This is a genomic window from Pseudomonas sp. 1 (assembly GCF_056626735.1).
Map to the genome: position 1 here is coordinate 1 of NZ_JBWXMQ010000012.1, position 24902 is coordinate 24902.

A 24902-nucleotide genomic window follows, 5' to 3' on the forward strand; every position below is an offset into this window, starting at 1 on the left:
GAATCGCTGAAAGCGCCCAACAAACCGGCATTTCCAACGCCTTCCAGGCTTCTATGAACTGAAGCGGCCCGCCTTCGAAACTCACTTAACTCATTGAATCTCAAGGAGTTTTCCGTTTCGACTGCGCCGGAAGTGGGGCGAATTATAGAGATTCAGAATCTGCCGTCAACACTTATTTTCACAAATCTGTCATATCGGTCAAAAAAGCCCCGAAACGCGAAGGCCGACCTTAATAGGTCGGCCTTCTTTGCACTGCTCTTCTACTTACAAGCTAGGGAAAGCGAATTGCGAAGCTTCATGGCTCGCACGCTGCGGCCAGCGCTGGGTGATCGCCTTGCGACGGGTATAGAAGCGCACGCCATCCGGACCATAAGCATGCAGGTCGCCGAACAGCGAACGCTTCCAGCCGCCAAAGCTGTGGTAAGCCACCGGCACCGGCAATGGAACGTTGACGCCGACCATGCCGACTTCGATCTCGTCGCAGAATAGACGCGCTGCTTCACCATCACGAGTGAAGATGCAAGTACCGTTGCCGTATTCATGATCGTTGATCAGTTGCATCGCCTCTTCAAGGCTGTTCACCCGGACGACACACAGAACCGGCCCGAAGATCTCTTCTTTATAGATGCGCATCTCAGGAGTGACATTGTCGAACAGGCAGCCACCCAGGAAGAAACCTTCTTCATGACCGGCAACGCTCAGCCCGCGACCGTCGACTACCAGGGTCGCGCCCGCCGCCACGCCATCTTCGACGTAACCGCTGACCTTGTCGCGTGCCTGACCGGTAACCAGCGGCCCCATGTCCAGACCGCAAGAAGTGCCGGCACCGATTTTCAGCGCCTTGATCTGTGGAACCAGTTTGGCCACCAGTGCGTCCGCCACCTGATCGCCCACACACACGGCTACAGAAATCGCCATGCAGCGCTCGCCGCAAGAACCGTAAGCCGCGCCCATCAGGGCGCTGACCGCGTTGTCCAGATCCGCATCCGGCATCAACACCGCGTGGTTCTTCGCCCCGCCCAGCGCCTGAACGCGCTTGCCGCGTTTGGTGCCTTCGGCATAGATGTATTCGGCAATCGGCGTCGAACCCACAAAGCTCAGCGCTTTGACTTCCGGCGCTTCGATCAGCGCGTCCACCGCAGTCTTGTCACCATGCACGACACTCAGCACACCCTTCGGCAAACCGGCTTCCAGCAGCAGTTGCGCGATCAGCAGGGTCGAGCTTGGATCACGCTCGGATGGCTTGAGGATGAAGCAGTTGCCGCAGACGATCGCCAGCGGATACATCCACAGCGGCACCATGGCCGGGAAGTTGAACGGGGTGATGCCGGCCACTACGCCCAGCGGCTGGAAATCGGACCAGGCATCGATGTTCGGGCCGACGTTGCGGCTGTACTCGCCCTTGAGGATTTCCGGCGCTGCGCAGGCGAACTCGACGTTCTCGATACCACGCTTCAGTTCACCGGCCGCGTCTTCCAGAGTCTTGCCGTGTTCTTCGCTGATCAGTTGCGCAATGCGTGCTTCGTTCTGCTCCAGCAGTTGCTTGAAGCGGAACATCACCTGAGCACGCTTGGCCGGTGGCGTGTTGCGCCAGGCCGGGAATGCAGCCTTGGCGGCATCGATGGCGTGCTGGATGGTTTCGCGGCTGGCCAGCGGCAGCTTGTGGATTGCCTGACCGGTGGACGGGTTGAACACATCGACCGCGCGACCGTTCTCGGTCACCAGTTCGCCATTGATCAAATGCGGGATAACGCTCATCGGGGAACTCCTGAATTCTTGTGCGCAGACGCCCGCAAGAGGCGCCTGCCATTGGCGTAGCTATATAGAAGGAAAATCAGTCGAGCTTGTTCAGCACTTCGCCGACCGCGTCGAACAGACGATCAAGGTCTTGCGGCTTGCTGTTGAAAGTTGGGCCGAACTGCAGCGTGTCGCCGCCGAAGCGCACATAGAACCCGGCTTTCCACAACGCCATACCGGCTTCGAACGGACGCACGATGGCGTCGCCGTCACGACCCGCGATCTGGATCGCACCGGCCAGACCAAAGTTACGAATGTCGATGACGTTCTTCGCGCCTTTCAGACCATGCAGGGCGTTTTCGAAATGCGGTGCGATTTCGGCCACGCTCTGCACCAGGTTTTCCTTTTGCAGCAGGTCGAGTGCCGCCAGGCCCGCGGCGCAAGCCACCGGGTGCGCCGAGTAGGTGTAGCCGTGCGGGAATTCCACAGCGTATTCCGGGGTCGGCTGGTTCATGAAAGTCTGGTAGATCTCGGAGCTGGCAATCACCGCGCCCATCGGGATCGCGCCGTTGGTGACTTGCTTGGCGATGCACATCAGGTCCGGAGTCACACCGAAAGTCGTTGCACCGAACATGGTGCCGGTACGGCCGAAACCTGTGATCACTTCGTCGAACACCAGCAGGATGTTGTGCTGATCGCAAATTTCACGCAGACGCTTGAGGTAGCCCTGTGGCGGAACCAGTACGCCAGCGGAACCGGCCATAGGCTCGACGAACACCGCTGCGATGTTCGACGCATCGTGCAGTTCGATCAGCTTCAGCAGTTCATCGGCCAACGCGATACCGCCCTGCTCCGGCATGCCACGGGAGAACGCATTGCTCGCCAGCAAGGTGTGCGGCAGGTGATCGACATCCATCATTGCCTGACCGAACAGTTTGCGGTTGCCGTTGACGCCGCCGAGGCTGGTGCCGGCGATGTTCACGCCGTGATAGCCACGGGCACGGCCGATCATCTTGGTTTTGGTCGACTGGCCTTTCAGGCGCCAGTAGGCACGGACCATTTTCACCGCGGTATCGGCGCACTCGGAACCGGAGTCGGTGAAGAACACGTGATTCAGGTTGCCCGGCGTCAGGTTGGTGATTTTTTCCGCCAACTGGAACGACAGCGGGTGGCCGTACTGGAAGCCCGGCGAGTAATCGAGAGTGCCCAACTGCTTGGCCACCGCTTCCTGAATTTCCTTGCGGGTATGCCCTGCACCGCAGGTCCACAGACCGGACAGAGAGTCATACACCTTGCGACCCTTGTCGTCGATCAGCCAGCTGCCTTCGGCGCCGACGATCAAACGCGGGTCGCGCTGGAAGTTGCGGTTGGCGGTGTACGGCATCCAGTGCGCGTCCAGCTTCAGTTGGCTGGCCAGTGGCGACGACGCGTTTTCAGGCATGTTCATCGGGCAAAACCTCGCAGGGCAATAAGCTTCAGAGAGATAAAAAGCGTTGTTGCAGCTAAATTGCCACGCGGATAAAGTCGGTGAAATTCAACTCTTCTAACCTTCAGTTAGAACTCTGCTAAACAATGAGAACAACAGCATGAGCAGCCGCCGCCCCGATCCACTGGCCCAGGTCAGTGACTTCGACATTCGTCTGCTGCGGATTTTTCGCAGCGTGGTGGAGTGCGGCGGCTTCTCGGCGGCGGAAACCGTGCTCGGCATCGGTCGCTCGGCGATCAGCCAGCAGATGAGCGATCTGGAGCAGCGTCTCGGACTGCGTCTGTGCCAACGCGGGCGCGCGGGTTTCTCGCTGACCGAGGAGGGTCGCGAGGTCTATCAATCGGCGCTGCAGCTTTTAAGTGCGCTGGAAAGTTTCCGCACCGAGGTCAACGGCCTGCACCAGCATTTGCGAGGCGAATTGATCATCGGCCTGACCGACAACCTCGTCACCCTGCCCCACATGCGCATCACCCACGCGCTCGCGCAGTTGAAAGAGCGCGGGCCGGACGTGCAGATCCAGATTCGCATGATCGCCCCCAACGAAGTCGAGCAAGGCGTGCTCGACGGACGCCTGCATGTCGGCGTGGTGCCGCAGGCCAGTGCGTTGTCGGGACTGGAATATCAGCCGCTGTACAGCGAACGTTCGCTTCTCTACTGCGCAGTGGGTCATCCGCTGTTTTATGTCGACGATAAACAGCTGGATGACAAGCGCCTCAACAGTCAGGACGCCATTGCCCCGACCTTCCGTTTGCCGGCGGAGATCCAGGCGCACTATCAGGCCCTCAATTGCACCGCCAGCGCTTCCGACCGTGAAGGCATGGCGTTCCTGATTCTGACCGGGCGCTACATCGGCTACCTGCCGGATCACTACGCCAGCCTCTGGGTGCAACAAGGTCGCTTGCGCGCGCTCAAGGCCAGTACGCGGTTCTACGACTTGAGCCTGGCCTCGGTCACCCGCAAGGGCCGTCGCCCGCATCTGGTACTGGAAAGCTTTCTCGAAAGCCTGGCCGCCACCCGCTGATGACCGGGGTTTTATTCGACCGGGGCTTGTCCCGCGCCGACGGTTGCGCTATCAACGCAACTGGTTGCACCCCACAGACAAACCCGGAAGTGCCTATGACCTTTGAAGTCCCCGCTCACGGCGGCAAACCCGCCAGCCGCATTCGTCAGAAGAACGAAGAGACCATCATCAAAGCCGCCGAAGACGAGTTTGCCCGTCACGGTTACAAAGGCACGAGCATGAACACCATCGCCACCAAGGCCGGGCTGCCCAAGGCGAACCTGCATTACTACTTCACCAACAAGCTGGGTCTGTACGTGGCCGTGCTGAGCAACATCCTTCAATTGTGGGACAGCACCTTCAACACCCTGACGGCCGAAGACGATCCGGCCGAAGCGCTGACCCGCTACATCCGCGCGAAAATGGAATTTTCCCGGCGCCAGCCGCAAGCGTCGCGAATCTTTGCGATGGAAGTGATCAGCGGCGGCGAATGCCTGACCGAATACTTCAACCAGGATTACCGCGCCTGGTTCCAGGGCCGCGCCAGTGTATTTCAGGCCTGGATCGACGCGGGCAAAATGGACCCGGTCGACCCGGTGCACCTGATCTTCCTGTTGTGGGGCAGCACCCAGCATTACGCCGACTTCGCCACCCAGATCTGCCGGGTGACCGGTCGCAGCAAGTTGACCAAGCAAGACATGGAAGACGCCGGCAACAATCTGATCCGCATCATCCTCAAAGGCTGCGGCCTCACTTCTTCCATATAAGTCGTTTTATGCCATTCACCCTCAGCGGCTTCTGCGAATTTCGCGAAGAGATTCGCAAAAGCCGTTTCATCACCTTCGCCGCGCCGATCGCAAGCCCCACTGAGGCGCAAGCCTTCATCGAGCAACACAGCGACTTGAATGCCTCGCACAATTGCTGGGCGTGGAAACTTGGCGATCAGTACCGCAGCAACGACGACGGCGAACCCGGTGGCACAGCAGGTCGACCGATTCTCGCGGCCATCGAAGCGCAGGACTGCGATCAGGTCGCGGTGCTGGTGATCCGCTGGTACGGCGGCATTCAACTGGGCACCGGCGGTCTGGCCCGGGCCTATGGCGGCGGCGCCAACAAATGCCTGCAAGCAGCGCCGAAGATCGAATTGATCAGTCGTGTGCCCGTGCGTTGCGCCTGCGCCTTTGGCGAACTGGCGCTGGTGAAGCTGCGGGTTGCGGATCTGGGCGGATTGGTGGTGGAAGAAAACTTCACCGCCAATGGTGTCGAGTTGCAACTGGCCGTGGGCGAAGCGCACATTGAGCTGCTGCAGAAACAGTTGGCCGATCTGAGCCGTGGACGAATCCTGCTGCAGCGTTGAGCCCTCGTCCTTTTTTGGGGCACAAGCCGTTTGCTTATGCCCGTGACTTGCCCACATCCGCTGTGCACCCGGCTGTGGATAACCTGAGCACAGGCTGCTGTAACCCTTCTGTCACGTGGCTTTGCGGGATTTGCTCACTTTTCGTCCAAACGGCTGACCCGGCGAACAATTTCACGTAAAAACAATCGCTTAGCGTTGTTTATCGCCTTTAGAAGAAAGCCCGGCAGTGCTTATGCCCGGGATTCTGTCTTGCGCACAAATACTGTGGAGCAACCTGTGGATAAGCCGTTCATGGCTGGCGCAGTCGCCGGTTCTGTATGGCTTGGACGGGGTTGCTCGTTTTTTGATCAGCCAGGCGCGGGCAAAACTGGAGCCTGATCAACGGCTTTGCCCTCATGTGGTGCCGCACAAGACGTCGAACTTACTTCACAGGCTCTGCGCCAAAGGCTGGCAAACAGCGGCCGCCCGCGTTCCTGACTCAATGGCCAGGAAATTGCTTTATCCACAGGCACAACTCCAAGCAACCCGAGCCTGTCATGCCAAATCCCACGTCCCCACCGCGCCTGCAACTGCGCCACATCAGCAAGCGTTATCCCGGTTGCCTCGCCAATGACGCCATCGACCTGAGCATCGCCCCCGGTGAAATCCACGCGCTGCTCGGTGAAAACGGTGCCGGTAAAAGTACGTTGATGAAAATCATCTACGGCGTCACCCACGCCGATTCGGGTGAGATGCTGTGGCAGGGTCAACCGGTGACCATGCGCAACCCCGCTCAGGCGCGGCAGTTGGGGATCGGCATGGTGTTTCAGCATTTCTCGCTGTTCGAGACTCTGAGCGTTGCGCAAAACATCGCACTGGCGATGGGTCCGGCGGCCGGTTCGCCGAAACAGCTTGAAGCGAAAATCCGTGAAGTGTCGCGCCGATACGGCATGGCGCTGGAGCCCCAGCGACTTGTCCACAGCCTGTCAATCGGCGAGCGGCAACGGGTCGAGATCGTTCGTTGCCTGATGCAAGACATTCGCCTGTTGATTCTCGATGAACCGACCTCGGTGCTCACGCCGCAGGAAGCCGACGAGTTGTTCATCACCCTGCGCCGGCTGGCGGCCGAGGGCTGCAGCATTCTGTTCATCAGCCACAAACTCGGTGAGGTGCGCGCCTTGTGCCACAGCGCCACGGTGCTGCGTAGCGGGCGGGTTGCCGGGCATTGCGTGCCGGCCGATTGCAGCGATCGGCAACTGGCGCAATTGATGGTGGGCGACGCCGCGACATTGATCGGCGAGTTCACGAAAGCCACCGGCGGCGCGGCGTTTTTGCAGGTCAGCGGATTGAACTGGCACAACCCGGATCCGTTTGGCTGTTCACTGAGCGACATCGACCTGCAGGTGCGCAGCGGTGAAATCGTCGGCATCGCTGGCGTGGCAGGCAATGGTCAGGACGAGTTACTGGCCTTGCTCAGCGGCGAACAGACATTGCCCAACAACGCAGCGTCAACCATCCGCTTCCGAGAACACGCTGTCGCCGATCTGCGCCCGGATGCGCGACGCAAACTCGGTCTGGCGTTCGTCCCCGCCGAACGCCTCGGGCATGGCGCGGTGCCGGACATGAGCCTGGCGGACAACGCCCTGCTTACCGCCTTCCAACAAGGCCTGGTCAGCCACGGCTTGATCGAGCGCGGCAAGGTCGAAGCCCTCGCCGAAACGATCATCCAGCGCTTCGGCGTGAAAACCCCGGGCACCCAAACCGCTGCCCGCAGCCTGTCCGGCGGCAATCTGCAGAAATTCATCCTTGGCCGGGAAATCCTCCAGCAACCGAAACTGCTGATCGCCGCGCATCCGACCTGGGGCGTGGATGTCGGCGCGGCGGCCACCATCCACCGCGCTCTGATTGCCCTGCGCGATGCCGGGGCGGCGATTCTGGTGATTTCCGAAGACCTCGACGAACTGTTCCAGATCAGCGATCGCCTCGGCGCGCTGTGCGGCGGGCGTCTGTCGGCGTTGCAGGACACCGCGCTGACCCGCCTCAGCGACGTCGGCGGCTGGATGGCCGGCCAATTCGACACCCCTAAATCACAACCGGCCACGGTTTAACGGAGTTTTCCCATGTTGCTTTCCCTTGAACCCCGAGGCCGGCAATCGCGCCTGATGCTGTGGTGCTCGCCAGTGCTGGCGGCGGCGCTGACGCTGGTCTGCGGGTCGTTGCTGTTCGTCGCCCTTGGCCATGATCCACTGAAGACTCTGCACACGTTGCTGATCGCTCCGGTCAGTGACCTGTATGGCGTTTCCGAACTCTTGGTCAAAACCCTGCCGATCCTGTTGTGCGCACTCGGCCTCGCAGTGGCCTATCAGGCGCGGATCTGGAACATCGGCGCCGAAGGCCAGTTGCTGCTCGGCGCTCTGGCCGGCAGTGCGCTGGCGGTGAACATCATTGATATGCAAAGCCACTGGGCGCTGGTGCTGATCCTGCTCACCGGCACCCTCGCCGGCGCCGCGTGGGCCGGGCTCACCGCCTGGTTGCGCACTCGCTTCAACGCCAACGAAATCCTTACCAGCATCATGCTCAATTACATCGCGCTGAACCTGTTGCTGTTCTGCGTGCACGGGCCGCTGAAAGACCCGGCCGGGTTCAATTTTCCCGAGTCGGCAATGTTCAGCGACGCCAGCCGCCTGCCGCTGTTGATGGAGGACGGTCGCGCACATATCGGCGTGTATTTCGCCTTGCTCGCGCTGGTCACGGTGTGGGTGTTGCTGCAGAAAAGTTTCGTCGGTTTCCAGATCAAGGTGTTGGGGCTGGACAAGCGTGCTGCAGGATTTGTCGGGTTTCGCGAGAAACGTCTGATCTGGCTCGCACTGCTGATCAGTGGCGGGTTGGCGGGGCTTGCCGGTGTCTGCGAAGTCACCGGACCGATCGGCCAACTGGTGCCGCAGGTCTCGCCAGGTTACGGCTATGCAGCGATCACTGTGGCGTTTCTCGGCAGGCTGAATCCGATCGGGATTCTGTTTTCCAGCCTGTTGATGGCGCTGCTGTACATCGGTGGCGAGAGCGCACAGATGACGTTGAATCTGCCACAGGCGATCACCCAGCTGTTCCAGGGAATGATGCTGTTTTTCCTGCTGGCCTGTGACGTGCTGATCCTCTATCGGCCACGCCTGAACCTGCGCTGGGTACGGCGCACTTCTACCACCGCCGTAACTGCCGGAGCGCTGTGATGGATATCGATCTGCTGAGCAATATTTTCTACGCCATGGTGCGCTGCGGTACGCCACTGCTGCTGGTGGCATTGGGCGAATTGATCTGCGAGAAGAGCGGCGTACTCAACCTTGGTCAGGAAGGCATGATGCTGTTTGGCGCGGTGATCGGTTTCATCGTCGCGTTCAACAGCGGCAACCTCTGGTTGGGCGTTGTGTTGGCGATGCTTGCCGGGATGTTGCTGTCGTCGCTGTTTGCCCTGGTGGCGCTGGTGTTCAACGCCAATCAGGTGGCGACCGGGCTGGCACTGACAATTTTTGGCGTGGGCCTGTCGACCTTTGTCGGCGCAGCGTGGGTCGGCAAACCGCTGGCCGGTTTCGAGCCGCTGGCCATTCCTTACTTGAGCGAAATCCCGCTGATCGGCCGCATGCTGTTTGCCCAGGATCTGCTGGTGTACCTGTCGTTCGCGCTGTTTGCGCTGGTAGCCTGGGTGATCGTGAAGAGCCGTGTCGGGCTGATCATTCAAGCGGTCGGCGAGAATCCCGACGCAGCCAGCGCCATGGGTTTGCCGGTGCTGACCGTGCGTACCCTGGCCGTATTGTTCGGCGGGGCGATGGCCGGGCTGGCCGGGGCTTATCTGTCGCTGGCGTACACGCCGATGTGGGCCGAGAACATGACCGCCGGACGCGGCTGGATTGCGCTGGCGCTGGTGGTGTTCGCCAGTTGGCGGGTGTGGCGACTGTTGCTCGGCGCGTATCTGTTCGGACTCGCCAGCATCCTGCACCTGGTGGCGCAGGGGTTGGGGCTGGCGATTCCTTCGAGTTTGCTGGCGATGCTGCCGTATGTCGCGACCATTCTGGTGCTGGTGTTGTTGTCGCGGGATGCAGTGCGTACGCGGCTGTATGCGCCGGTGTCACTGGGGCAGCCGTGGCAGGCCGGGCATTAAACCGTGACGGCTCGCGACAGCGGCCGAACCGGCAACGCCTGAGCGATGCCCCACGCCAGTTCGAGCACCAGGAAACCCACCACCAAAGAACTGGCGCCGTGGGCCAGGGCATACGTCATCCACGCGGCGAACAGAAACCGGGCCACCGCGTCATAGCGCCCATAAACCGGCTGCGGATCACGAATCCGCAGCACCGCCCACAAGCACACTACCGAACCAAACAGATTGGCTATCAGCAGATGCGCCGGTTCGAACGGCGGCAGCTCGCCGGGCAGCTCCAGCGCCTGACTCAGTGCCGTCAGCAACCCATGCAACACAGCAAAACTCCACGGTGTGACAAACGCCGCCGTCACGATCAAGTCATACCAGGCGCTGCCGCGCACCAACTGCCGATACTGCGTTGAAGTCCACATCATCCTTGCTCCGAAAATTCAGGGAGCAACCACGGTAAAGCCTGGAGTATGCTCCAGGGTCAAACACTTTCGAGACCTGCAAGATGCGCATCGGTGAATTGGCCCAGGCCTGCGATGTCAGCCGTGACACGCTGCGTTTTTACGAGGAGCGCGGATTGATCGCGGCGCAACGCAGCGCCAACGGTTATCGCGACTATCCGCCGGAGATGGTGCAATTGGTGCTCTACATCAAAACGGCGCAGCGTCTGGGCTTTACCCTCGGCGAGATCGGCAGCAGCGTTGGCGCGTTGTGGCAATCGCCAAATCCCGACACCACCGTCACGCAACTACTGCAAGACAAACTCAAGCTGGTCGAAACCCGCATCGCCGAACTCGGCGAGCTGCGCCACGAATTGCAGCATCGGCTCGGTCAACGCTGTCCATTGAACCCGTGATCTTTCAACTTTCGAGGAAAGCCCATCATGTCCGCATTGAATTCTGCCAAGCACGCACTGATCATCGGCGCCTCCCGGGGCCTGGGCCTGGGACTGGTGAAAACCCTGCTGGCCGACGGCTGGCAAGTCACCGCCACGGTTCGCAATCCTTCCAACGCCGAGGCGCTCAAAGCACTGGGTAACGTACAGATCGAAAAACTCGACATGGATGACCAGCAAGCGGTAATCGCCCTGAGCCAGAAGCTCAAGGGCGAGACCTTCGACCTGTTGTTCGTCAACGCCGGGGTCAAGGGGCCTGAAGTCCAGACGCCGGGCGGCGCGACGCTGGCGGAAGTCGGTCAGCTGTTCTTCACCAACGCCGTGGCGCCGATCAATCTGGCCCAGCGCTTCGTCGGGCAGATTCGCGACGGCAGCGGCGTGCTGGCGTTCATGAGTTCGGTGCTGGGCAGCGTGACCATGCCCGACGCGCCGGAACTGGCGCTGTACAAGGCCAGCAAGGCGGCGCTGAACTCGATGACCAACAGCTTCGTCACTCAGTTGGGCGAGCAGAAACTCACGGTGTTGTCGCTGCATCCGGGCTGGGTGAAGACCGACATGGGCGGCGAAGGCGCCGACATCGACGTGGAGACCAGCACCCGTGGCCTGGTGGATCAAGTGGGCGCGTTTGCCGGCAAGGGCGGCCATCACTTCGTGAACTACAAGGGTGAAACCATTCCCTGGTAACCGCTGGACCCTGTGGGGGTTTGCTCCCGCAGGGTTATCCCGGTGTCTGGTCGGATCGGGCTTGCCCGTCGCAACATTTTGTTCGAAACTCCGCACCTCGTCCTTCGCGGCGACCCTGGATCAGCAGACAGGGCAACACTGAGCTGGCAACCCTGAACCCAACTTTCAGAGGAGCCGGCCACAATGCCTGCGACCCGTATCTGGTTAAAAAATCCCCTCGCCATTTTCACGGCCAACGGTCTCGATGCCCGTGGCGGCCTGGTGCTGCAAGACGGTGTGATCACCGAAGTGCTCGGCGCTGGCCAGCAACCCTCCGCCCCCTGCAATGAAGTGTTCGACGCCCGTGAACACGTGATCCTGCCGGGCCTGATCAACACCCACCACCACTTCTATCAGACCCTCACCCGCGCCTGGGCGCCGGTGGTCAATCAGCCGTTGTTCCCGTGGCTGAAAACCCTCTACCCGGTTTGGGCGCGCCTGACGCCTGAAAAACTCGCCCTCGCCACCAAAGTCGCGCTGGCCGAGTTGCTGTTGTCGGGTTGCACCACCGCTGCCGACCACCATTACCTGTTCCCGGATGGCCTGGAAAACGCCATCGACGTGCAAGTCGAAACCGTGCGCGAACTGGGCATGCGCGCCATGCTCACCCGTGGCTCGATGAGCCTCGGCGAGAAGGACGGCGGCCTGCCGCCGCAGCAGACCGTGCAGGAAGGCCAGGTGATTCTCGACGACAGTCAGCGGCTGATTCACGAGTACCACGAACGTGGCGACGGTGCGCAAATCCAGATCGCTCTGGCGCCGTGCTCGCCGTTCTCGGTGACCCCGGAAATCATGTCCGCCAGCGCCGAACTGGCGAACAAGCTTGATGTACGCCTGCACACTCACCTCGCCGAAACCCTCGACGAAGAAGATTTCTGCCTGCAACGCTTCGGCCTGCGCACCGTGGATTATCTGGACAGCGTCGGCTGGCTAGGCCCGCGCACCTGGCTGGCCCACGGCATCCATTTCAACCCCGACGAAATCGCCCGTCTCGGCGCGGCCGGCACCGGTATCTGCCACTGCCCGAGCTCGAACATGCGCCTGGCATCCGGCATCTGCCCGAGCATCGAACTGACCGATGCCGGCGCGTTGTTCGGTATCGGTGTGGATGGTTCGGCATCCAACGATGCGTCGAACATGATCCTCGAAGCACGTCAGGCGCTGTACATCCAGCGCCTGCGTTATGGCGCCGAGAAGATCACCCCGGAACGTGTGCTGGGCTGGGCGACCAAGGGTTCGGCGAGCCTGCTGGGCCGCACCGATATCGGTGAACTGGCGGTGGGCAAGCAGGCGGATCTGGCGTTGTTCAAGCTGGATGAACTGCGCTTCTCCGGCAGCCATGACCCGATCTCGGCGCTGCTGTTGTGCGGCGCGGATCGTGCGGATCGGGTGATGGTCGGCGGCAAGTGGCGTGTGGTTGACGGGCAGGTTGAAGGCCTGGATCTCAAAGGCCTGATTGCCGATCACAGCCAGGCGGCCCGGCAGCTGATCGCCGGCACCTGATCTCCCCCCCTCTGATCGTTCCCACGCTCCGCGTGGGAATGCATACCGGGACGCTCTGCGTCCCAGCGTAGGACGCGGAGCGTCCTTTGCGGCATTCCCACGCAGAGCGTGGGAACGATCTGTCGGTGCTGGTCGCTCTCAGAGGCCCAGCAGCGACAACATGATGAACGTCGCAAACAGCACAAAGTGGGTCATGCCTTCGATGGCATTGGTCTCACCGTCATTAAGGTTGATCGCGCTGACGATCAGCGTGATGAAAATCATCACTGTCTGCACCGGCGTCATCGCCATCTGAAACGGCTGCCCCGTGTAAAGCGCCATTGCTTCCATCACCGGCACCGTCAGGATCACCGTCGACAACGAAGCCCCCATCGCGATGTTGACAACCGACTGCATACGGTTGGCCAACGCTGCGCGCAACGCAGTCAGAATCTCCGGCGCTGCCGAAATCGCCGCCACCAGAATCGCCGTGATCACCGGCGGTGCGCCCGTCCCTTCCAGGCCCAGATCGAGGGTCTTGGACATCACTTCGGCCAGTGCGCCAATCACCACCACACCGAACACCAGAATGCCGATCGACAGCGCCAGGCTGACCGGTTTCGGCTCCTGCTCCACCGGCTCTTTCTTGCGGCGTTTGTCCGGGTAGCTGTAGCTGAAAAAGTAGCTGTGCGGCCCGACCTGCATGCGCAGGAACAACGCATAAAGCAACACCATCGCGCCGATGGTGAACGCCGAATAGAGTTTCCAGTTGGCCTTGGGAATGAACTCCGGCACCACCATCGACACGCCCATGGCGGTGAGGATCATCACGCTGTAACTGCGGGCCGAATCATCGTTGTAGGACTGTTCGCCATGCTTGATCCCGCCCATCAGCGCGGCGAGACCGAGGATGCCGTTGATGTCGAGCATCACCGCCGAATAGATCGTGTCGCGTACCAGGGTCGGCGAGGCTTCGTTGCTCATCATGATCGCCAGGATCACCACTTCCACCAGCACGGCGGCGAGCGTCAGGATCATCGTGCCGTACGGGTCGCCGACTTTTTCCGCGAGCAGTTCAGCCTGATGGGCGACGCGCATCGAGGCGGCGACGATGAACGCGATCAGCACCAGCCCGGCCGTCAGGGCAACGATCTGGCCGCTGTGCAGCAACCAGTGCTCCAGCGGATAGGCAACACAGGCGGCGATGACGGCCAACAGCAGAAAGCTTTCTTGCTTGAGGATGGTGAACATGACGGGCCTTTTTTGCCGAAGAGTGCGAATGAGCTACTGACTGCGGGGCGGCGCTAACGTTTCGTTACACCTTAGCGCACCAGTGGATGGCGTCCTTGTACGGCCATGCACTTTTTTCGGCCCGGCCGGCCTCATCGCGAGCAAGCTCGCTCCCACAGGGATCGCGTTTTTTTGTGGGAGCGGGCTTGCCCGCAAAGGCCTCGCCGCGATTTCGAATCGATTTGTTGTCCGCTTGGTCAGCCTTTTGCATTGCCCTCCCCACACACAACAAAAGGGAGTTCGCGTTCATGCAAAAACGTCCACTGCAAACACTGCTGTGCATCGCCATGGGCCTTGGCCTCAGCCTGAGCGCCAGTGCCGCCGATCCACTGAAAGTCGGCTTCGTCTACATCGGCCCCATCGGCGACCATGGCTGGACGTATCAGCATGAGCAGGGGCGCAAGGCGCTGGCGGAAAAACTCGGCTCGCAGATCACCACCAACTATGTGGAAAACGTCGCCGAAGGCGCCGATGCCGAGCGGGTGATCCGCAACATGGCCAAGGACAATTACGACCTGATCTTCACCACCTCTTTCGGCTACATGAACCCGACGGTGAAAGTGGCCAAACAGTTTCCCAAGGTGACCTTCGAACACGCCACCGGCTACAAGCAGGACAAAAACCTCGGCACCTACCTCGCTCGTACCTACGAGGGCCGTTATGTCGGCGGTTTCCTGGCCGCGAAAATGACCAAGACCAAAAAGATCGGCTACGTAGCCTCGTTCCCGATCCCGGAAGTGATCCGCGACATCAACGCCATCCAGCTGGCCCTGAACAAATACAACCCCGGCACGGAGATCAAAGTGGTGTGGGTCAACTCCTGGTTCGATCCGGGCAAAGAGGCTGACGCCGCCAACGCGCTGATCGATCAGGGCGTGGACGTGGTGTTCCAGCACACCGACAGTCCGGCGCCGATCCAGGCCGCCGAACGGCGCGGTGTGTATGCCGTGGGCTACGCTTCGGACATGGCGCACTTCGGGCCGAAAGCGGTGCTGACCTCGATCGTCAACGACTGGGCGCCGCACTACATTCAGGCGACCCAGAGCGTGATCGACCACACCTGGAAATCCCAGTACTACTGGGGCGGGTTGAAGGAAGGCACGGTCGAACTGCCGATCAGCGATCTGGTGCCGGCACCGGTAAAGGCCGAAGCCGAGCAGATCATCGCCGACATCAAGAGCGGCGCCCTTCAACCGTTCACCGGGCCGATCAAGGATCAGGCCGGCGTCGAGAAAATCCCGGCGGGCGTGAGCGCGACCAACGCCGAACTGGCGTCGATGAATTACTACGTCGAAGGCATGAAGGCCGAGATGCCGAAGTAACCAACCTGACGCCGACCTGACCCTGATCGTTCCCACGCTCTGCGTCGGAACGATCAATAAAGAGCATTCGAAATGAACCAACTCCCGATCATCGATATCTCGCCGCTTTACTCCAACGACCAGAACGCCTGGCCCGCCGTCGCCGAACAGATCGACCACGCCTGCCGCGAATGGGGCTTTTTCTATATCAAGGGTCATCCGATTTCTGCGCAGCGCATCGTATCCCTGCTTGATTACGCGCAGCGCTTCTTTGCGCAACCGGCAGAAGAAAAACTCAAGATCGACATCACCCGGACCGTCCATCACCGCGGCTACGGCGCCATCGCCACCGAACAACTCGACCCGGACAAACCCAGCGACCTCAAGGAAACCTTCGACATGGGCCTGCACCTGCCGGCCGATCATCCCGAGGTGCTGGCGGAAAAACCCTTGCGCGGCCCCAACCGTCATCCAGCGATGCCCGGCTGGGAAGCGCTGATGGAGCAGCACTATCTCGACATGCAGGCCCTCGCGCAAACCCTGTTGCGGGCCATGACTCTGGCGCTGGGCATCGAGCGCGACTTCTTCGACACTCGCTTCAATGAACCGGTCAGCGTGCTGCGAATGATCCACTACCCGCCGCGCCACACCGCCAGTTCCGCCGAGCAGCAAGGTGCCGGCGCGCACACCGATTACGGCTGCATCACTTTGTTGTATCAGGACGCGGCCGGTGGCTTGCAGGTGAAAAACGTCAAAGGCCAGTGGATCGACGCACCGCCCATCGAAGGTACCTTTGTGGTCAACCTCGGCGACATGATGGCGCGCTGGAGCAACGACCGTTATCGCTCCACCCCGCACCGGGTCATCAGCCCGCTCGGCGTGGATCGCTACTCGATGCCGTTCTTCGCCGAGCCGCATCCGGATACCCGCATCGAGTGCCTGCCCGGTTGCCAGGACGCACAGCATCCGGCGAAATATCCGACCACCACCTGCGCCGAGTTCCTGCTGTCGCGCTTCGCCGATACCTACGCCTATCGACGGGAGCAGGAAGCGGTGTGATGGATCGGTTGGTCAGGTTTTGCCAATTGTTTCGGCGCGCATCTGTAGAATGCCGTCATTGCACCTGATGAGAAAAGAATATGTACGACTGGCTCAACGCCCTGCCCAAAGCCGAACTGCACCTGCACCTCGAAGGCTCGCTGGAGCCCGAGCTGCTGTTCGCTCTGGCCGAACGCAACAAGATCGCCCTGCCGTGGAGCGACGTTGAAACCCTGCGCAAGGCTTACGCCTTCAACAACCTGCAGGAATTTCTCGACCTGTATTACCAGGGCGCCGACGTGTTGCGCACCTCCCAGGATTTCTACGACCTGACCTGGGCCTACCTGCTGCGCTGCAAAGAACAGAACGTGATTCACACCGAGCCGTTCTTCGATCCGCAGACCCACACCGACCGTGGCATCCCGTTCGAAGTGGTGCTCAACGGCATCGCCGCCGCGCTGAAGGATGGCGAGCAGCAACTGGGCATCACCAGCGGCTTGATCCTGAGTTTCCTGCGCCACCTGAGCGAAGACGAAGCACAGAAAACCCTCGACCAGGCGCTGCCGTTCCGCGATGCATTCGTTGCGGTGGGTCTGGACAGTTCCGAGATGGGTCACCCGCCGAGCAAGTTCCAGCGCGTGTTCGACCGTGCCCGTCACGAAGGCTTCCTCACCGTCGCCCATGCCGGTGAGGAAGGCCCGCCGGAGTACATCTGGGAAGCCATCGACCTGCTGAAAATCCAGCGCATCGACCACGGCGTACGCGCCATCGAAGACGAGCGCCTGATGCAGCGAATCATCGACGAGCAGATCCCGCTGACCGTGTGCCCGCTGTCGAACACCAAGCTCTGCGTGTTCGATCACATGTCGCAGCACAACATCCTCGACATGCTCGAGCGCGGCGTGAAGGTCACGGTGAATTCCGATGACCCGGCGTACTTCGGTGGTTACGTGACCGAGAACTTCCATGCGCTGCACACCCATCTGGGCATGACCCAGGATCAGGCCAAACGCCTGGCGCAGAACAGTCTGGATGCGCGATTGGTAAAACCGTAAAGGCACAAAGCCGTTCGAACATGCCCGTGTTCGAACGGCTTTTCAGTTCTCAGCGCACGACCGCTTCGGTCAGCTCTTCCAGCGTCTTGCCGCGGGTCTCCATCCCGAACAGCCACACCACTGCCGCCGCGATCGCAAAGCACAACGCACCCAGCGCAAACACCCCGCCCTGCCCGGTGATCGGGAACACCAGCCCGGTGACCAACGGCCCGAGCAGCGAGCCGACGCGTCCGATGGCCGAAGCAAACCCCGAGCCCGTTGCCCGCGCCGAGGTCGGATAGAGTTCCGGCGTGTAGGTGTAGAGCACCGCCCACATGCCGAACAGGAAAAACTGCATCAACAGACCCGTGCCGATCAGCAGCGCCACGTTGCCGCCAAACACCGCGCTTTGTCCGTACAGAAACGCCATCACCCCGCCGCCGAGCAACGTGACGATGCACACCGGCTTGCGACCCCAACGCTCCACCAGCCAGGCGGCCATCAGGAAGCCAGGAATCCCGCCGAGGGAAATCAGCACCGTGTAATACACCGACTGGGTCACGGCAAAACCCGATTGTTGCAACAACGCACTGAGCCACGAGGTCAGGCCGTAGAAACCGAGCAACGCGAAGAACCACAGGCTCCAGATCATCGTCGTGCGCTGGCGATACAACGGTGACCAGATCTGCTTGAGCGCCGAAAGGAAATGGCCCGGAGGGGTCATGCTTCGTGGCAGACGAACCGGCTCCGGCAATGCAGCACCGCCGAGTGAGGCCTGTACCCGCGCTTCGATCCCGCGCAACACCTTGTCCGCCGCGTCATGCTTGCCGGCCTGTTCCAGCCAGCGCGGCGACTCGGGAATGAAAAAGCGGATCGCCAGCACGAACACCGCCGGCACCGCCAACACCAGGAAGATGTCGCGCCAGCCAATCAACGGCAGCAGGAAATACGACAGTACCCCGGCAGCCACGAAACCGAGCGGCCAGAAACCGTCCATCAAGGCAATGTAACGACCCCGACGCTGCGCGGGGATCAACTCCGACAACATGGACTGGGCAATCGGAAACTCCATGCCCATGCCTATCCCCAGCAGAATGCGAAACAGCGTCAGGCTCTCGACCGTCTGCGCCGTGGAACACAGGTAACTGGCCAGCCCCCACAAGACGATGCTCCATTGGAACACCGGTTTGCGACCGAACCGATCAGCCAGCAGTCCGGACAGCGACGCCCCCAGCACCATGCCGAAAAAACTCGAACTGGCCAGTAGACCAGCCTGCGCACTGCTCAGGCCGAACTCGGCTTTGATCGAGCCGAGCAGGAAGGTCATCATCGCCAGATCCATGGAGTCGAAGAAAAACGCCAGGGCGATGATGATGAAGATGATCCGGTGATAACCGCTGACTGGCAGACGCTCCAGTCGATCTGCCGCGCTGAAGTTTCCCGTGTCCATGCCACCTCCTCAATCCGAAAAGTCCCCGGATCGAGTGTGCGCGATAGCGGTGACGCGCCTGTGCCAGATGCGACGTGTTCGCAGTCGCTGGCGACGTTTGCTAGCAAATCAGTGGAGGAAAGCGCTCTACAACGCCATTTCCAGCTCGGTTTCACAGGCAAATCGATGAATTTCCCGCTGGCCCGCCGCCGTCAGTTGCAAGGCGCGGGAATCGTTGGGCAGCACCAGCCAGCCCGACTGCATGAACAACTGCAGCAACGCCGCTCCCAGCGAGCCACCCATGTGCGGGCGACGTTCGCTCCAGTCCGGACAGGCGCACGCCACCTGGGCATTGCGGTGGGCCAGCGCCTGGATATAAACGCCGCGCCCGGCCAATTGTGTCGAGCCTTTATGCGTGACTACCACTCGATGCTCAAGCTGTTCGATCCATCCGGCATCAAGCAGGCGCTGGTACAGGTCGGCGGCCAGCGTTCCGCCCAGATGGTCGTCACAAAACCGTGCGCGCAGCAGTGATGAAGGAGCCGCCTGGGGTCTGACGACCGGCGAGGCACGCTTGAACACTTCGGGGATTTCTCGCGGAGCGCTGGCCAGCGTGGCGCTGGCGAGCGCTTCGATGGCCGCGCCGATTTCGGGAGCCGCCAGGCGGAAGAAGCGTTTGCGACCGCGCGCCTCGACCTTCAACAGACCGCCAGCGGACAAGCGCCCCAGATGCGCACTGGCCGATGACGGCGAAAGCCCCGCCAGCAACGCCAGTTCCTCGGTCTGCCGCGCCGAGCCATCCATGAGCGCCCACATCATTGCGCTGCGTTTGGGATCGGCCAGCAACGTGGCGATCTGGCTGATGCAAGGTGCATGTTCCATCTATTCACTCCCTGTTGAATCGTATCGTCTACAGCTCATAGACATCTTGACCAGTAATCAGTCGTCGGCCAAGGCGCGCAAAATACCTTGAGCCGAAGCGAGGCAGCGCGCCGCAGCAAGGAAACCGCAGCACTGTCGCGACCCTCGACCCTACCCGGCCGGTTGCGGTCTGATCGTTCTCGCATCGGCCTTTTGGTGCGGGCAACAGGCGGCCGTTAGTATAAGCGGGTTGCTCGCGGCGTCCTGCGCCGGAGTGCCCGTGGTTGGTGATTGTTCCTGAGAGAAATTTCGCTATTTACCTGCGACTAATGGTCAGACTTCTGGAAAACGGGAAAACGGCTACCCAATTCGGCGCAACGGCTGGCGAGCATTTCCCTCAGAAGGTTCACTGGCTTACTCAATTGTGCGCGATGGGCGCACAGCAGATTCAGCGGAGCGCGTTCGCAGAGCAGCTCCGGCAGCAGCACTTTCAGCCGCCCCGCCAGCACATCACCGGCCACATCGAGCCACGACTTGTAGGCGATGCCGGCTCCCGCCACCGCCCACAGGCGTACCACATCGGCATCGTCACTGAAGCGGTCGCCACTGACCGTCAGGCCGACTTCACGCTTGCCGTCGTGGAAACTCCAATGGTCGTGCACCCGGCCACCGAGCATATAAAGCAGGCAGTTGTGCTGAGCGAGCTGTTCCAGATGCAGCGGCTCGCCGTGCCGGGCCAGGTAGGCGGGCGATGCGCACAACACCCGTCGGTTGTGCGGGGCAATCGGCAACGCCACCAGGCTCGAATCCTCCGGCTCGCCATAGCGCAAGGCGATGTCCACCGGCTGGCGAAACAGGTCAGCGATGCGGTCGCCCAGCAACAGGCGCACCGTCAGCTTCGGGTGTTCACGCTGAAAATCATCGAGCCACGGCAACAGCAGGTTGCGCCCGAAGTCGGAGGGCGCCGACAGCTGCAGAATCCCGCTGACCTGATCCTGCCCGCTGGCCAGCAGGCGGCGGCCTTCATCGAGATTGCTCAGCGCCGCCCGGGCGTATTCGAGAAACCCTTCACCTTCGGCCGTCAGCCGCAGGCTACGAGTGGAGCGCGCCAACAGCCGCGCGCCCAATTGCTGCTCGATCCGTTTGAGCGCAGCACTGGCCACGGCGGCGGACATGTCCATCACCCGCGCCGCCGCCGACAGGCTGCCCAGATCCGCCGCCCGAACAAACAACTGCAAGTCATCGAAACGCAGCATCCTCAGCCCCGATTATCAAAAAAATATTGAAAGAGACTGCTCTTTTAGCCGGTTTTATCTCCCGCAGAAATAGCCAATCATGCCATCCATCGAATTCATCCTGTCCCGGAGTCGAACATGTCCCAGCCTTTCACCGCCATCGCCACCCTGATCGCCCGACCTGGCCAGCAGGAGGCCCTCGAACAGCACCTGCGCGCTCTGATCGAGCCGACCCGCGCCGAAGCCGGTTGCGGTCAATACGAACTGCACCAGGACCTGACCAATCCGCTGGCCTTCTACATGATCGAGCAGTGGGCCAGCGACGAAGCCCTGCAGGCTCACGATGCCAGCGCCCATATCCAGCACTTCCGCAGCCAGGCCGAGGCGTTCCTCGAACACTTCGAACTCAAGCGCCTGCGCGTCATTGCCTGAAGCCTTCCTTATATTCACTGTTGGAGATTTCCATGAAAGCCATCGCCTATTACGCCTCGCTCCCGATCAGCGACGAAAAATCCCTGCAAGACATCGAATTGCCGGAACCGGTAGCCGGCCCCCGCGACCTGCTGGTAGAAGTCAAAGCGATTTCGGTCAACCCGGTCGACACCAAGGTTCGCCAGAACGTCGCGCCCGAAGGCGGCGCCGCCAAGGTACTGGGCTGGGACGTGGCCGGTGTGGTCAAGGCCGTCGGCAGTGAAGTGACCCTGTTCAAGGCCGGCGACAAGGTGTTCTACGCCGGTTCCATCGCCCGGGCCGGTGGCAACAGCGAACTGCACGTGGTGGATGAGCGGATCGTCGGCCATATGCCGAAAACCCTCGGTTTCGCCGAAGCTGCTGCCCTGCCGCTGACGGCGATCACGGCTTGGGAGTTGTTGTTTGAACGCCTGCAGATTCGCGAAGGCAATACCGATGAAGGCCAGAGCCTGCTGATCGTCGGCGCGGCCGGCGGCGTCGGTTCGATCCTCACCCAACTCGCCAGCCAGTTGACCGGGCTCAAGGTGATCGGCACCGCCTCCCGCCCGGAGACCCGCGACTGGGTGACCGAACTGGGCGCTGATCGGGTGATCAATCACAGCCAGCCGTTGAGCGAAGAGCTGAAACGCGCCGGTGTCGCCAACGTGACCCACGTGGCCAGCCTGACCCAGACCGACCAGCACCTGGACCAACTGGTCGAAGCCCTGGCACCGCAAGGCAAGCTGGCGCTGATCGATGATCCGAAGGCGCTGGACGTGACCAAGCTCAAGCGCAAGAGCCTGTCGCTGCACTGGGAGTTCATGTACACCCGCTCGCTGTTCGAAACCGCGGACATGATCGAGCAGCACAAACTGCTCAACCGGGTGGCCGGGCTGATCGACAGCGGGACCTTGAAAACCACGGTCGGCGAGCACTTCGGCACGATCAACGCAAGCAACCTGCGCCGCGCCCATGAGTTGCTGGAAAGCGGCAAGGCCAAGGGGAAAATTGTTTTAGAAGGTTTCTAAAACTCGGAAGACCGCAGCCTTCTTCAGCCTCTGATGTGGCTGGCTCGGGGGCTGCGGTGTTTTTTTGCCGTCAGTCAGATGCTTGACCCTTGTCACAATTGCGATCGTATTCAGGACTACACTCGAGTCCTCTGCGATGCAATCTTTTACGTACGGGAGGTCAGCAATGAAGATCCTGATAAAAGAAGTGGCAAAGTCCCAGTGGCAAGTTCGTCTCGACCAGCACGCCGTGACCTTCCGCAGTGAGGCCGAAGCTCGCGCCTTCACTCGCACCCTCGAAGCGCGTCTGCGCGCGCCCCATCAGATTCCCGATCCCGACCAGCAGCGCGCTGTCGGCTGAGGCTTTCGACTTCAGATTTCAGCCTGCGCCTTTGCCAGCGCCCGGGCATTCTGTATGCGCCGGGTAAGCATCGCTGCACACACCACCAGCAGACCACACAGGCTGATGACAGTGGCCATCGGCACCGCGGTGCCATCGTGCAGGATCCCCACCAGCGCCGAAGCCCCGGCGGCGACACTGAATTGCAGGCTGCCGAGCAAGGCTGAAGCACTGCCGGCGCGACCACCCTGCCCGTTCATTGCACACGCTGCCGCATTGGGGCTGATGCAACCAAGGCTGGCCACGCAGATGAACAACGGAATCAGCAATGGCCACAGCGCCTCGGTGTGCAAGGCGCCGACCGCAAGCAGCGTCAGCCCGGCACACAGGTAAACCCAGACCGCTCGCGACAGCAGGAAGGCCGGGCCACGTTTGGCCAGCAGCCGCGCATTGACCTGCGCCACCAGAATGAACCCGGCCGCGTTGGTACCGAACAGCCAGCCGAAGTGCTCGGCGGGTACGCCATACAATTTGATGAAAATGAACGGGGAACCGGCGATGTAGGCAAACATCCCGGCGATGGCGATGCCGCCGGTCAGGGCATGGCCCATGTAGACCGGATCGGTCAGCAACCGGCCGTACTGACGCAGGGCGCCAGACAACGGCTGACGCGGAACATGCGCCGGCAGACTTTCCGGCAGGCCGAGGGCTACCGCCAGTCCGGCCAAGGCACTGAAACCGGTCAGCACCAGGAAGATCGACTGCCATCCCGACGTGTTCACCAGCAGGCCGCCGAGCATCGGCGCCAGAATCGGTGCCAGCCCCATCACCAGCATCAGTTGCGAGAAGACTTTCGCCGAGCCCACCGCATCGCATTTGTCGCTGACCACCGCCCGGGCAATCACCATCCCCGCACAGCCGCCCAGCGCCTGCAAGAGCCGCGCGCCGATCAGCCATTCCAGATTCGGCGCGTAGGCGCAGGCCACTGACGCCAGCGTGAACAGCGCCAGACCAATGAGCAGCGGAATCCGCCGACCGAAGCGATCCGCCAACGGCCCGTAAGCCAGTTGGCCGATGGACAGGCCGAAAAAGTAAGCCGACAGCGTCAGCTGGACGTGTTTCTCATCCGTGCCGAACGCCAGCGCCATGGTTGGAAAGGCGGGTAGATAGAAGTCGATCGCCAACGGACCGAAAGCGGTCAGGGCACCGAGAATCAGAAGGGTACGGAAGTTCATCAGGCGTCCAGTTCGGGCGGCGGTTGGGTTGGGCAGTCGGACTGACTATGCAGCCCGACAGTCTAGCCGCGCGAGGACGCCTTGAACATTCCGGTAGCTCGCTAACTATTAAAAAGATCAGGCGAGTTTGATCGCATAACCTTCTTCGCTGATCGCCTCGATCACTTGCTCGGCGCTCAGCGCACTTTCGACGCCGACTTCCTTCGCCGCCAGATCGACCCGCACGCTGGCGGTCGGATCCTTGCTCTGCACCGCCTGGGTGACGGCTTTGACACAGTGACCGCAGGACATGCCTTCAACAGTGAACACTTGCATGGAATGACTCCTTTGAGTGAGGTTGCCGGCAGTCTCGGGCTTGCCACAATGGCAAGGTCAAGTTCTGCAAAAAACTGCCGGGCTGGCAATCGGCGCCGCGCTCGGCCAAGCTGCGTGCATCAATGACATGAATTCAGGAGATTCAGCCATGCGCTGGTCAGCTTTCAGCCTGTTTGGCTTACTCAGCCTCTTTGCCGCGATCCCTTCGGTGCATGCCGCCGGGGAAGATTACGGGGTGCTGATCATTTCCCGCGAGCGCCTGGAAGTCGCGACCTCGTGCGAAATCGGCGTGTACATCCAGGATCAACTGTCGGCGCGCCTGTTCCAGGAACAAAGCACCTCGTTCAACTTGCCGCCGGGCAATGTTTCGCTGCGCCTGAAACTGCTGCCGGGGCAAATGCCGGGTTGCAACCCGGGCATGCTCGCGCCAGGTTCGCAGGAGATCAAACTGCATGCCGGCGACATCCTGAAATTCCGCATCGCGATGAATGCGGAAGGCATGTACCTCAAGCCGACCGGCCTCGGTTACTAAAGCCTGCCGCTCGTTCCCAAGCTCTGCGTGGG

At 61.2% G+C, this 24902-nt stretch carries 25 protein-coding genes; 16 read left to right on the top strand and 9 right to left on the bottom strand.

What is annotated here, in order from left to right; all coding sequences use genetic code 11:
• Positions 1-264: 264 nt before the first annotated feature.
• Together AC1MDC_RS18525 and aptA are read right to left on the bottom strand one after the other, a co-directional pair.
• On the bottom strand, positions 265-1758 hold the full coding sequence (locus AC1MDC_RS18525) for a CoA-acylating methylmalonate-semialdehyde dehydrogenase (protein ID WP_011332326.1): 1494 nt from the start codon (positions 1756-1758) through the stop codon (positions 265-267).
• Between the two features lie 76 nt (positions 1759-1834).
• The gene (gene aptA / locus AC1MDC_RS18530) at positions 1835-3184 is read right to left on the bottom strand and encodes an omega-aminotransferase AptA (RefSeq protein ID WP_480393465.1); all 1350 of its coding nucleotides are present in this window, start codon (positions 3182-3184) and stop codon (positions 1835-1837) included.
• 139 nt (positions 3185-3323) lie between these two features.
• Between aptA and AC1MDC_RS18535 the strand changes: the two genes are divergently transcribed.
• The 6 genes from AC1MDC_RS18535 (at position 3324) to AC1MDC_RS18560 (ending at position 9712) form a co-directional block, all read left to right on the top strand.
• On the top strand, positions 3324-4244 hold the full coding sequence (locus tag AC1MDC_RS18535; protein ID WP_085690635.1) for a LysR family transcriptional regulator: 921 nt from the start codon (positions 3324-3326) through the stop codon (positions 4242-4244).
• Positions 4245-4339: 95 nt separating this feature from the next.
• Positions 4340-4990, top strand: coding sequence for a TetR/AcrR family transcriptional regulator (locus tag AC1MDC_RS18540; protein WP_085700929.1), 651 nt, complete (start codon positions 4340-4342; stop codon positions 4988-4990).
• A gap of 8 nt (positions 4991-4998) precedes the next feature.
• Entirely contained in the window at positions 4999-5580 is a 582-nt protein-coding gene (locus tag AC1MDC_RS18545; protein WP_085700930.1) for an IMPACT family protein, read from the top strand.
• Between the two features lie 536 nt (positions 5581-6116).
• Positions 6117-7667 (top strand): ABC transporter ATP-binding protein, encoded by a 1551-nt coding sequence (locus AC1MDC_RS18550; RefSeq protein ID WP_085700931.1) that lies wholly within the window; start codon positions 6117-6119, stop codon positions 7665-7667.
• Positions 7668-7679: 12 nt separating this feature from the next.
• On the top strand, positions 7680-8786 hold the full coding sequence (locus tag AC1MDC_RS18555) for an ABC transporter permease (RefSeq protein ID WP_085700932.1): 1107 nt from the start codon (positions 7680-7682) through the stop codon (positions 8784-8786).
• Entirely contained in the window at positions 8786-9712 is a 927-nt protein-coding gene (locus AC1MDC_RS18560) for an ABC transporter permease (RefSeq protein ID WP_085609257.1), read from the top strand. Before AC1MDC_RS18555 ends, AC1MDC_RS18560 begins: the two co-directional genes overlap by 1 nt.
• On the opposite strand, the gene AC1MDC_RS18565 is transcribed toward AC1MDC_RS18560, so the two are convergent.
• A complete protein-coding gene (locus AC1MDC_RS18565; protein ID WP_085700933.1) occupies positions 9709-10125 on the bottom strand; it encodes a hypothetical protein in 417 nt (138 codons plus the stop codon). The two genes, AC1MDC_RS18560 and AC1MDC_RS18565, sit on opposite strands and share 4 nt — an antisense overlap.
• Before the next feature lie 83 nt (positions 10126-10208).
• On the opposite strand from AC1MDC_RS18565, the gene AC1MDC_RS18570 reads away from it, so the two are divergent.
• The 3 genes from AC1MDC_RS18570 to AC1MDC_RS18580 all read left to right on the top strand — a co-directional run bounded on the left by AC1MDC_RS18570 (position 10209) and on the right by AC1MDC_RS18580 (position 12824).
• Positions 10209-10559 carry a MerR family transcriptional regulator gene (locus AC1MDC_RS18570; RefSeq protein WP_085700934.1) on the top strand — a complete coding sequence of 117 codons (351 nt, stop codon included), beginning with the start codon at positions 10209-10211 and terminating at the stop codon, positions 10557-10559.
• Positions 10560-10595: 36 nt separating this feature from the next.
• The gene (locus AC1MDC_RS18575; RefSeq protein WP_085701019.1) at positions 10596-11282 is read left to right on the top strand and encodes an SDR family oxidoreductase; all 687 of its coding nucleotides are present in this window, start codon (positions 10596-10598) and stop codon (positions 11280-11282) included.
• A gap of 183 nt (positions 11283-11465) precedes the next feature.
• A complete protein-coding gene (locus tag AC1MDC_RS18580) occupies positions 11466-12824 on the top strand; it encodes an 8-oxoguanine deaminase (protein ID WP_085703492.1) in 1359 nt (452 codons plus the stop codon).
• A gap of 138 nt (positions 12825-12962) precedes the next feature.
• Here the strand turns inward: AC1MDC_RS18580 and AC1MDC_RS18585 are convergent, their stop codons facing one another.
• On the bottom strand, positions 12963-14054 hold the full coding sequence (locus AC1MDC_RS18585; RefSeq protein WP_085700937.1) for a calcium:cation antiporter: 1092 nt from the start codon (positions 14052-14054) through the stop codon (positions 12963-12965).
• Positions 14055-14341: 287 nt separating this feature from the next.
• Between AC1MDC_RS18585 and AC1MDC_RS18590 the strand changes: the two genes are divergently transcribed.
• The 3 genes from AC1MDC_RS18590 (at position 14342) to AC1MDC_RS18600 (ending at position 17487) form a co-directional block, all read left to right on the top strand.
• A complete protein-coding gene (locus tag AC1MDC_RS18590) occupies positions 14342-15415 on the top strand; it encodes a BMP family ABC transporter substrate-binding protein (RefSeq protein ID WP_480393466.1) in 1074 nt (357 codons plus the stop codon).
• Positions 15416-15487: 72 nt separating this feature from the next.
• Positions 15488-16453 (top strand): isopenicillin N synthase family dioxygenase, encoded by a 966-nt coding sequence (locus AC1MDC_RS18595; protein ID WP_480393467.1) that lies wholly within the window; start codon positions 15488-15490, stop codon positions 16451-16453.
• An 80-nt stretch (positions 16454-16533) separates the two neighbouring features.
• Positions 16534-17487, top strand: coding sequence for an adenosine deaminase (locus tag AC1MDC_RS18600; protein ID WP_007958502.1), 954 nt, complete (start codon positions 16534-16536; stop codon positions 17485-17487).
• Positions 17488-17536: 49 nt separating this feature from the next.
• Here the strand turns inward: AC1MDC_RS18600 and AC1MDC_RS18605 are convergent, their stop codons facing one another.
• The 3 genes from AC1MDC_RS18605 to AC1MDC_RS18615 all read right to left on the bottom strand — a co-directional run bounded on the left by AC1MDC_RS18605 (position 17537) and on the right by AC1MDC_RS18615 (position 21012).
• Positions 17537-18916 (bottom strand): MFS transporter, encoded by a 1380-nt coding sequence (locus AC1MDC_RS18605; protein WP_234206380.1) that lies wholly within the window; start codon positions 18914-18916, stop codon positions 17537-17539.
• A gap of 126 nt (positions 18917-19042) precedes the next feature.
• The gene (locus tag AC1MDC_RS18610; protein ID WP_085700942.1) at positions 19043-19777 is read right to left on the bottom strand and encodes an ArsR/SmtB family transcription factor; all 735 of its coding nucleotides are present in this window, start codon (positions 19775-19777) and stop codon (positions 19043-19045) included.
• Positions 19778-20082: 305 nt separating this feature from the next.
• Positions 20083-21012, bottom strand: coding sequence for a LysR family transcriptional regulator (locus AC1MDC_RS18615; RefSeq protein WP_085700943.1), 930 nt, complete (start codon positions 21010-21012; stop codon positions 20083-20085).
• Positions 21013-21129: 117 nt separating this feature from the next.
• On the opposite strand from AC1MDC_RS18615, the gene AC1MDC_RS18620 reads away from it, so the two are divergent.
• From AC1MDC_RS18620 to AC1MDC_RS18630, 3 genes are all read left to right on the top strand, one after another.
• Positions 21130-21423 carry a putative quinol monooxygenase gene (locus tag AC1MDC_RS18620; RefSeq protein WP_085700944.1) on the top strand — a complete coding sequence of 98 codons (294 nt, stop codon included), beginning with the start codon at positions 21130-21132 and terminating at the stop codon, positions 21421-21423.
• Positions 21424-21455: 32 nt separating this feature from the next.
• Complete coding sequence (locus AC1MDC_RS18625) at positions 21456-22469, top strand: zinc-binding alcohol dehydrogenase family protein (protein WP_480393468.1); 1014 nt, start codon at positions 21456-21458, stop codon at positions 22467-22469.
• Positions 22470-22635: 166 nt separating this feature from the next.
• Positions 22636-22809 (top strand): hypothetical protein, encoded by a 174-nt coding sequence (locus AC1MDC_RS18630; protein WP_170929797.1) that lies wholly within the window; start codon positions 22636-22638, stop codon positions 22807-22809.
• An 11-nt stretch (positions 22810-22820) separates the two neighbouring features.
• Here AC1MDC_RS18630 and AC1MDC_RS18635 read toward each other — a convergent pair whose 3' ends face one another.
• Both AC1MDC_RS18635 and AC1MDC_RS18640 read right to left on the bottom strand, forming a co-directional pair.
• Entirely contained in the window at positions 22821-24023 is a 1203-nt protein-coding gene (locus AC1MDC_RS18635) for a multidrug effflux MFS transporter (protein WP_480393469.1), read from the bottom strand.
• A 117-nt stretch (positions 24024-24140) separates the two neighbouring features.
• A complete protein-coding gene (locus AC1MDC_RS18640; RefSeq protein ID WP_085700947.1) occupies positions 24141-24338 on the bottom strand; it encodes a heavy-metal-associated domain-containing protein in 198 nt (65 codons plus the stop codon).
• A gap of 148 nt (positions 24339-24486) precedes the next feature.
• On the opposite strand from AC1MDC_RS18640, the gene AC1MDC_RS18645 reads away from it, so the two are divergent.
• Positions 24487-24870 (top strand): hypothetical protein, encoded by a 384-nt coding sequence (locus AC1MDC_RS18645; RefSeq protein WP_085700948.1) that lies wholly within the window; start codon positions 24487-24489, stop codon positions 24868-24870.
• Positions 24871-24902 lie beyond the last annotated feature (32 nt).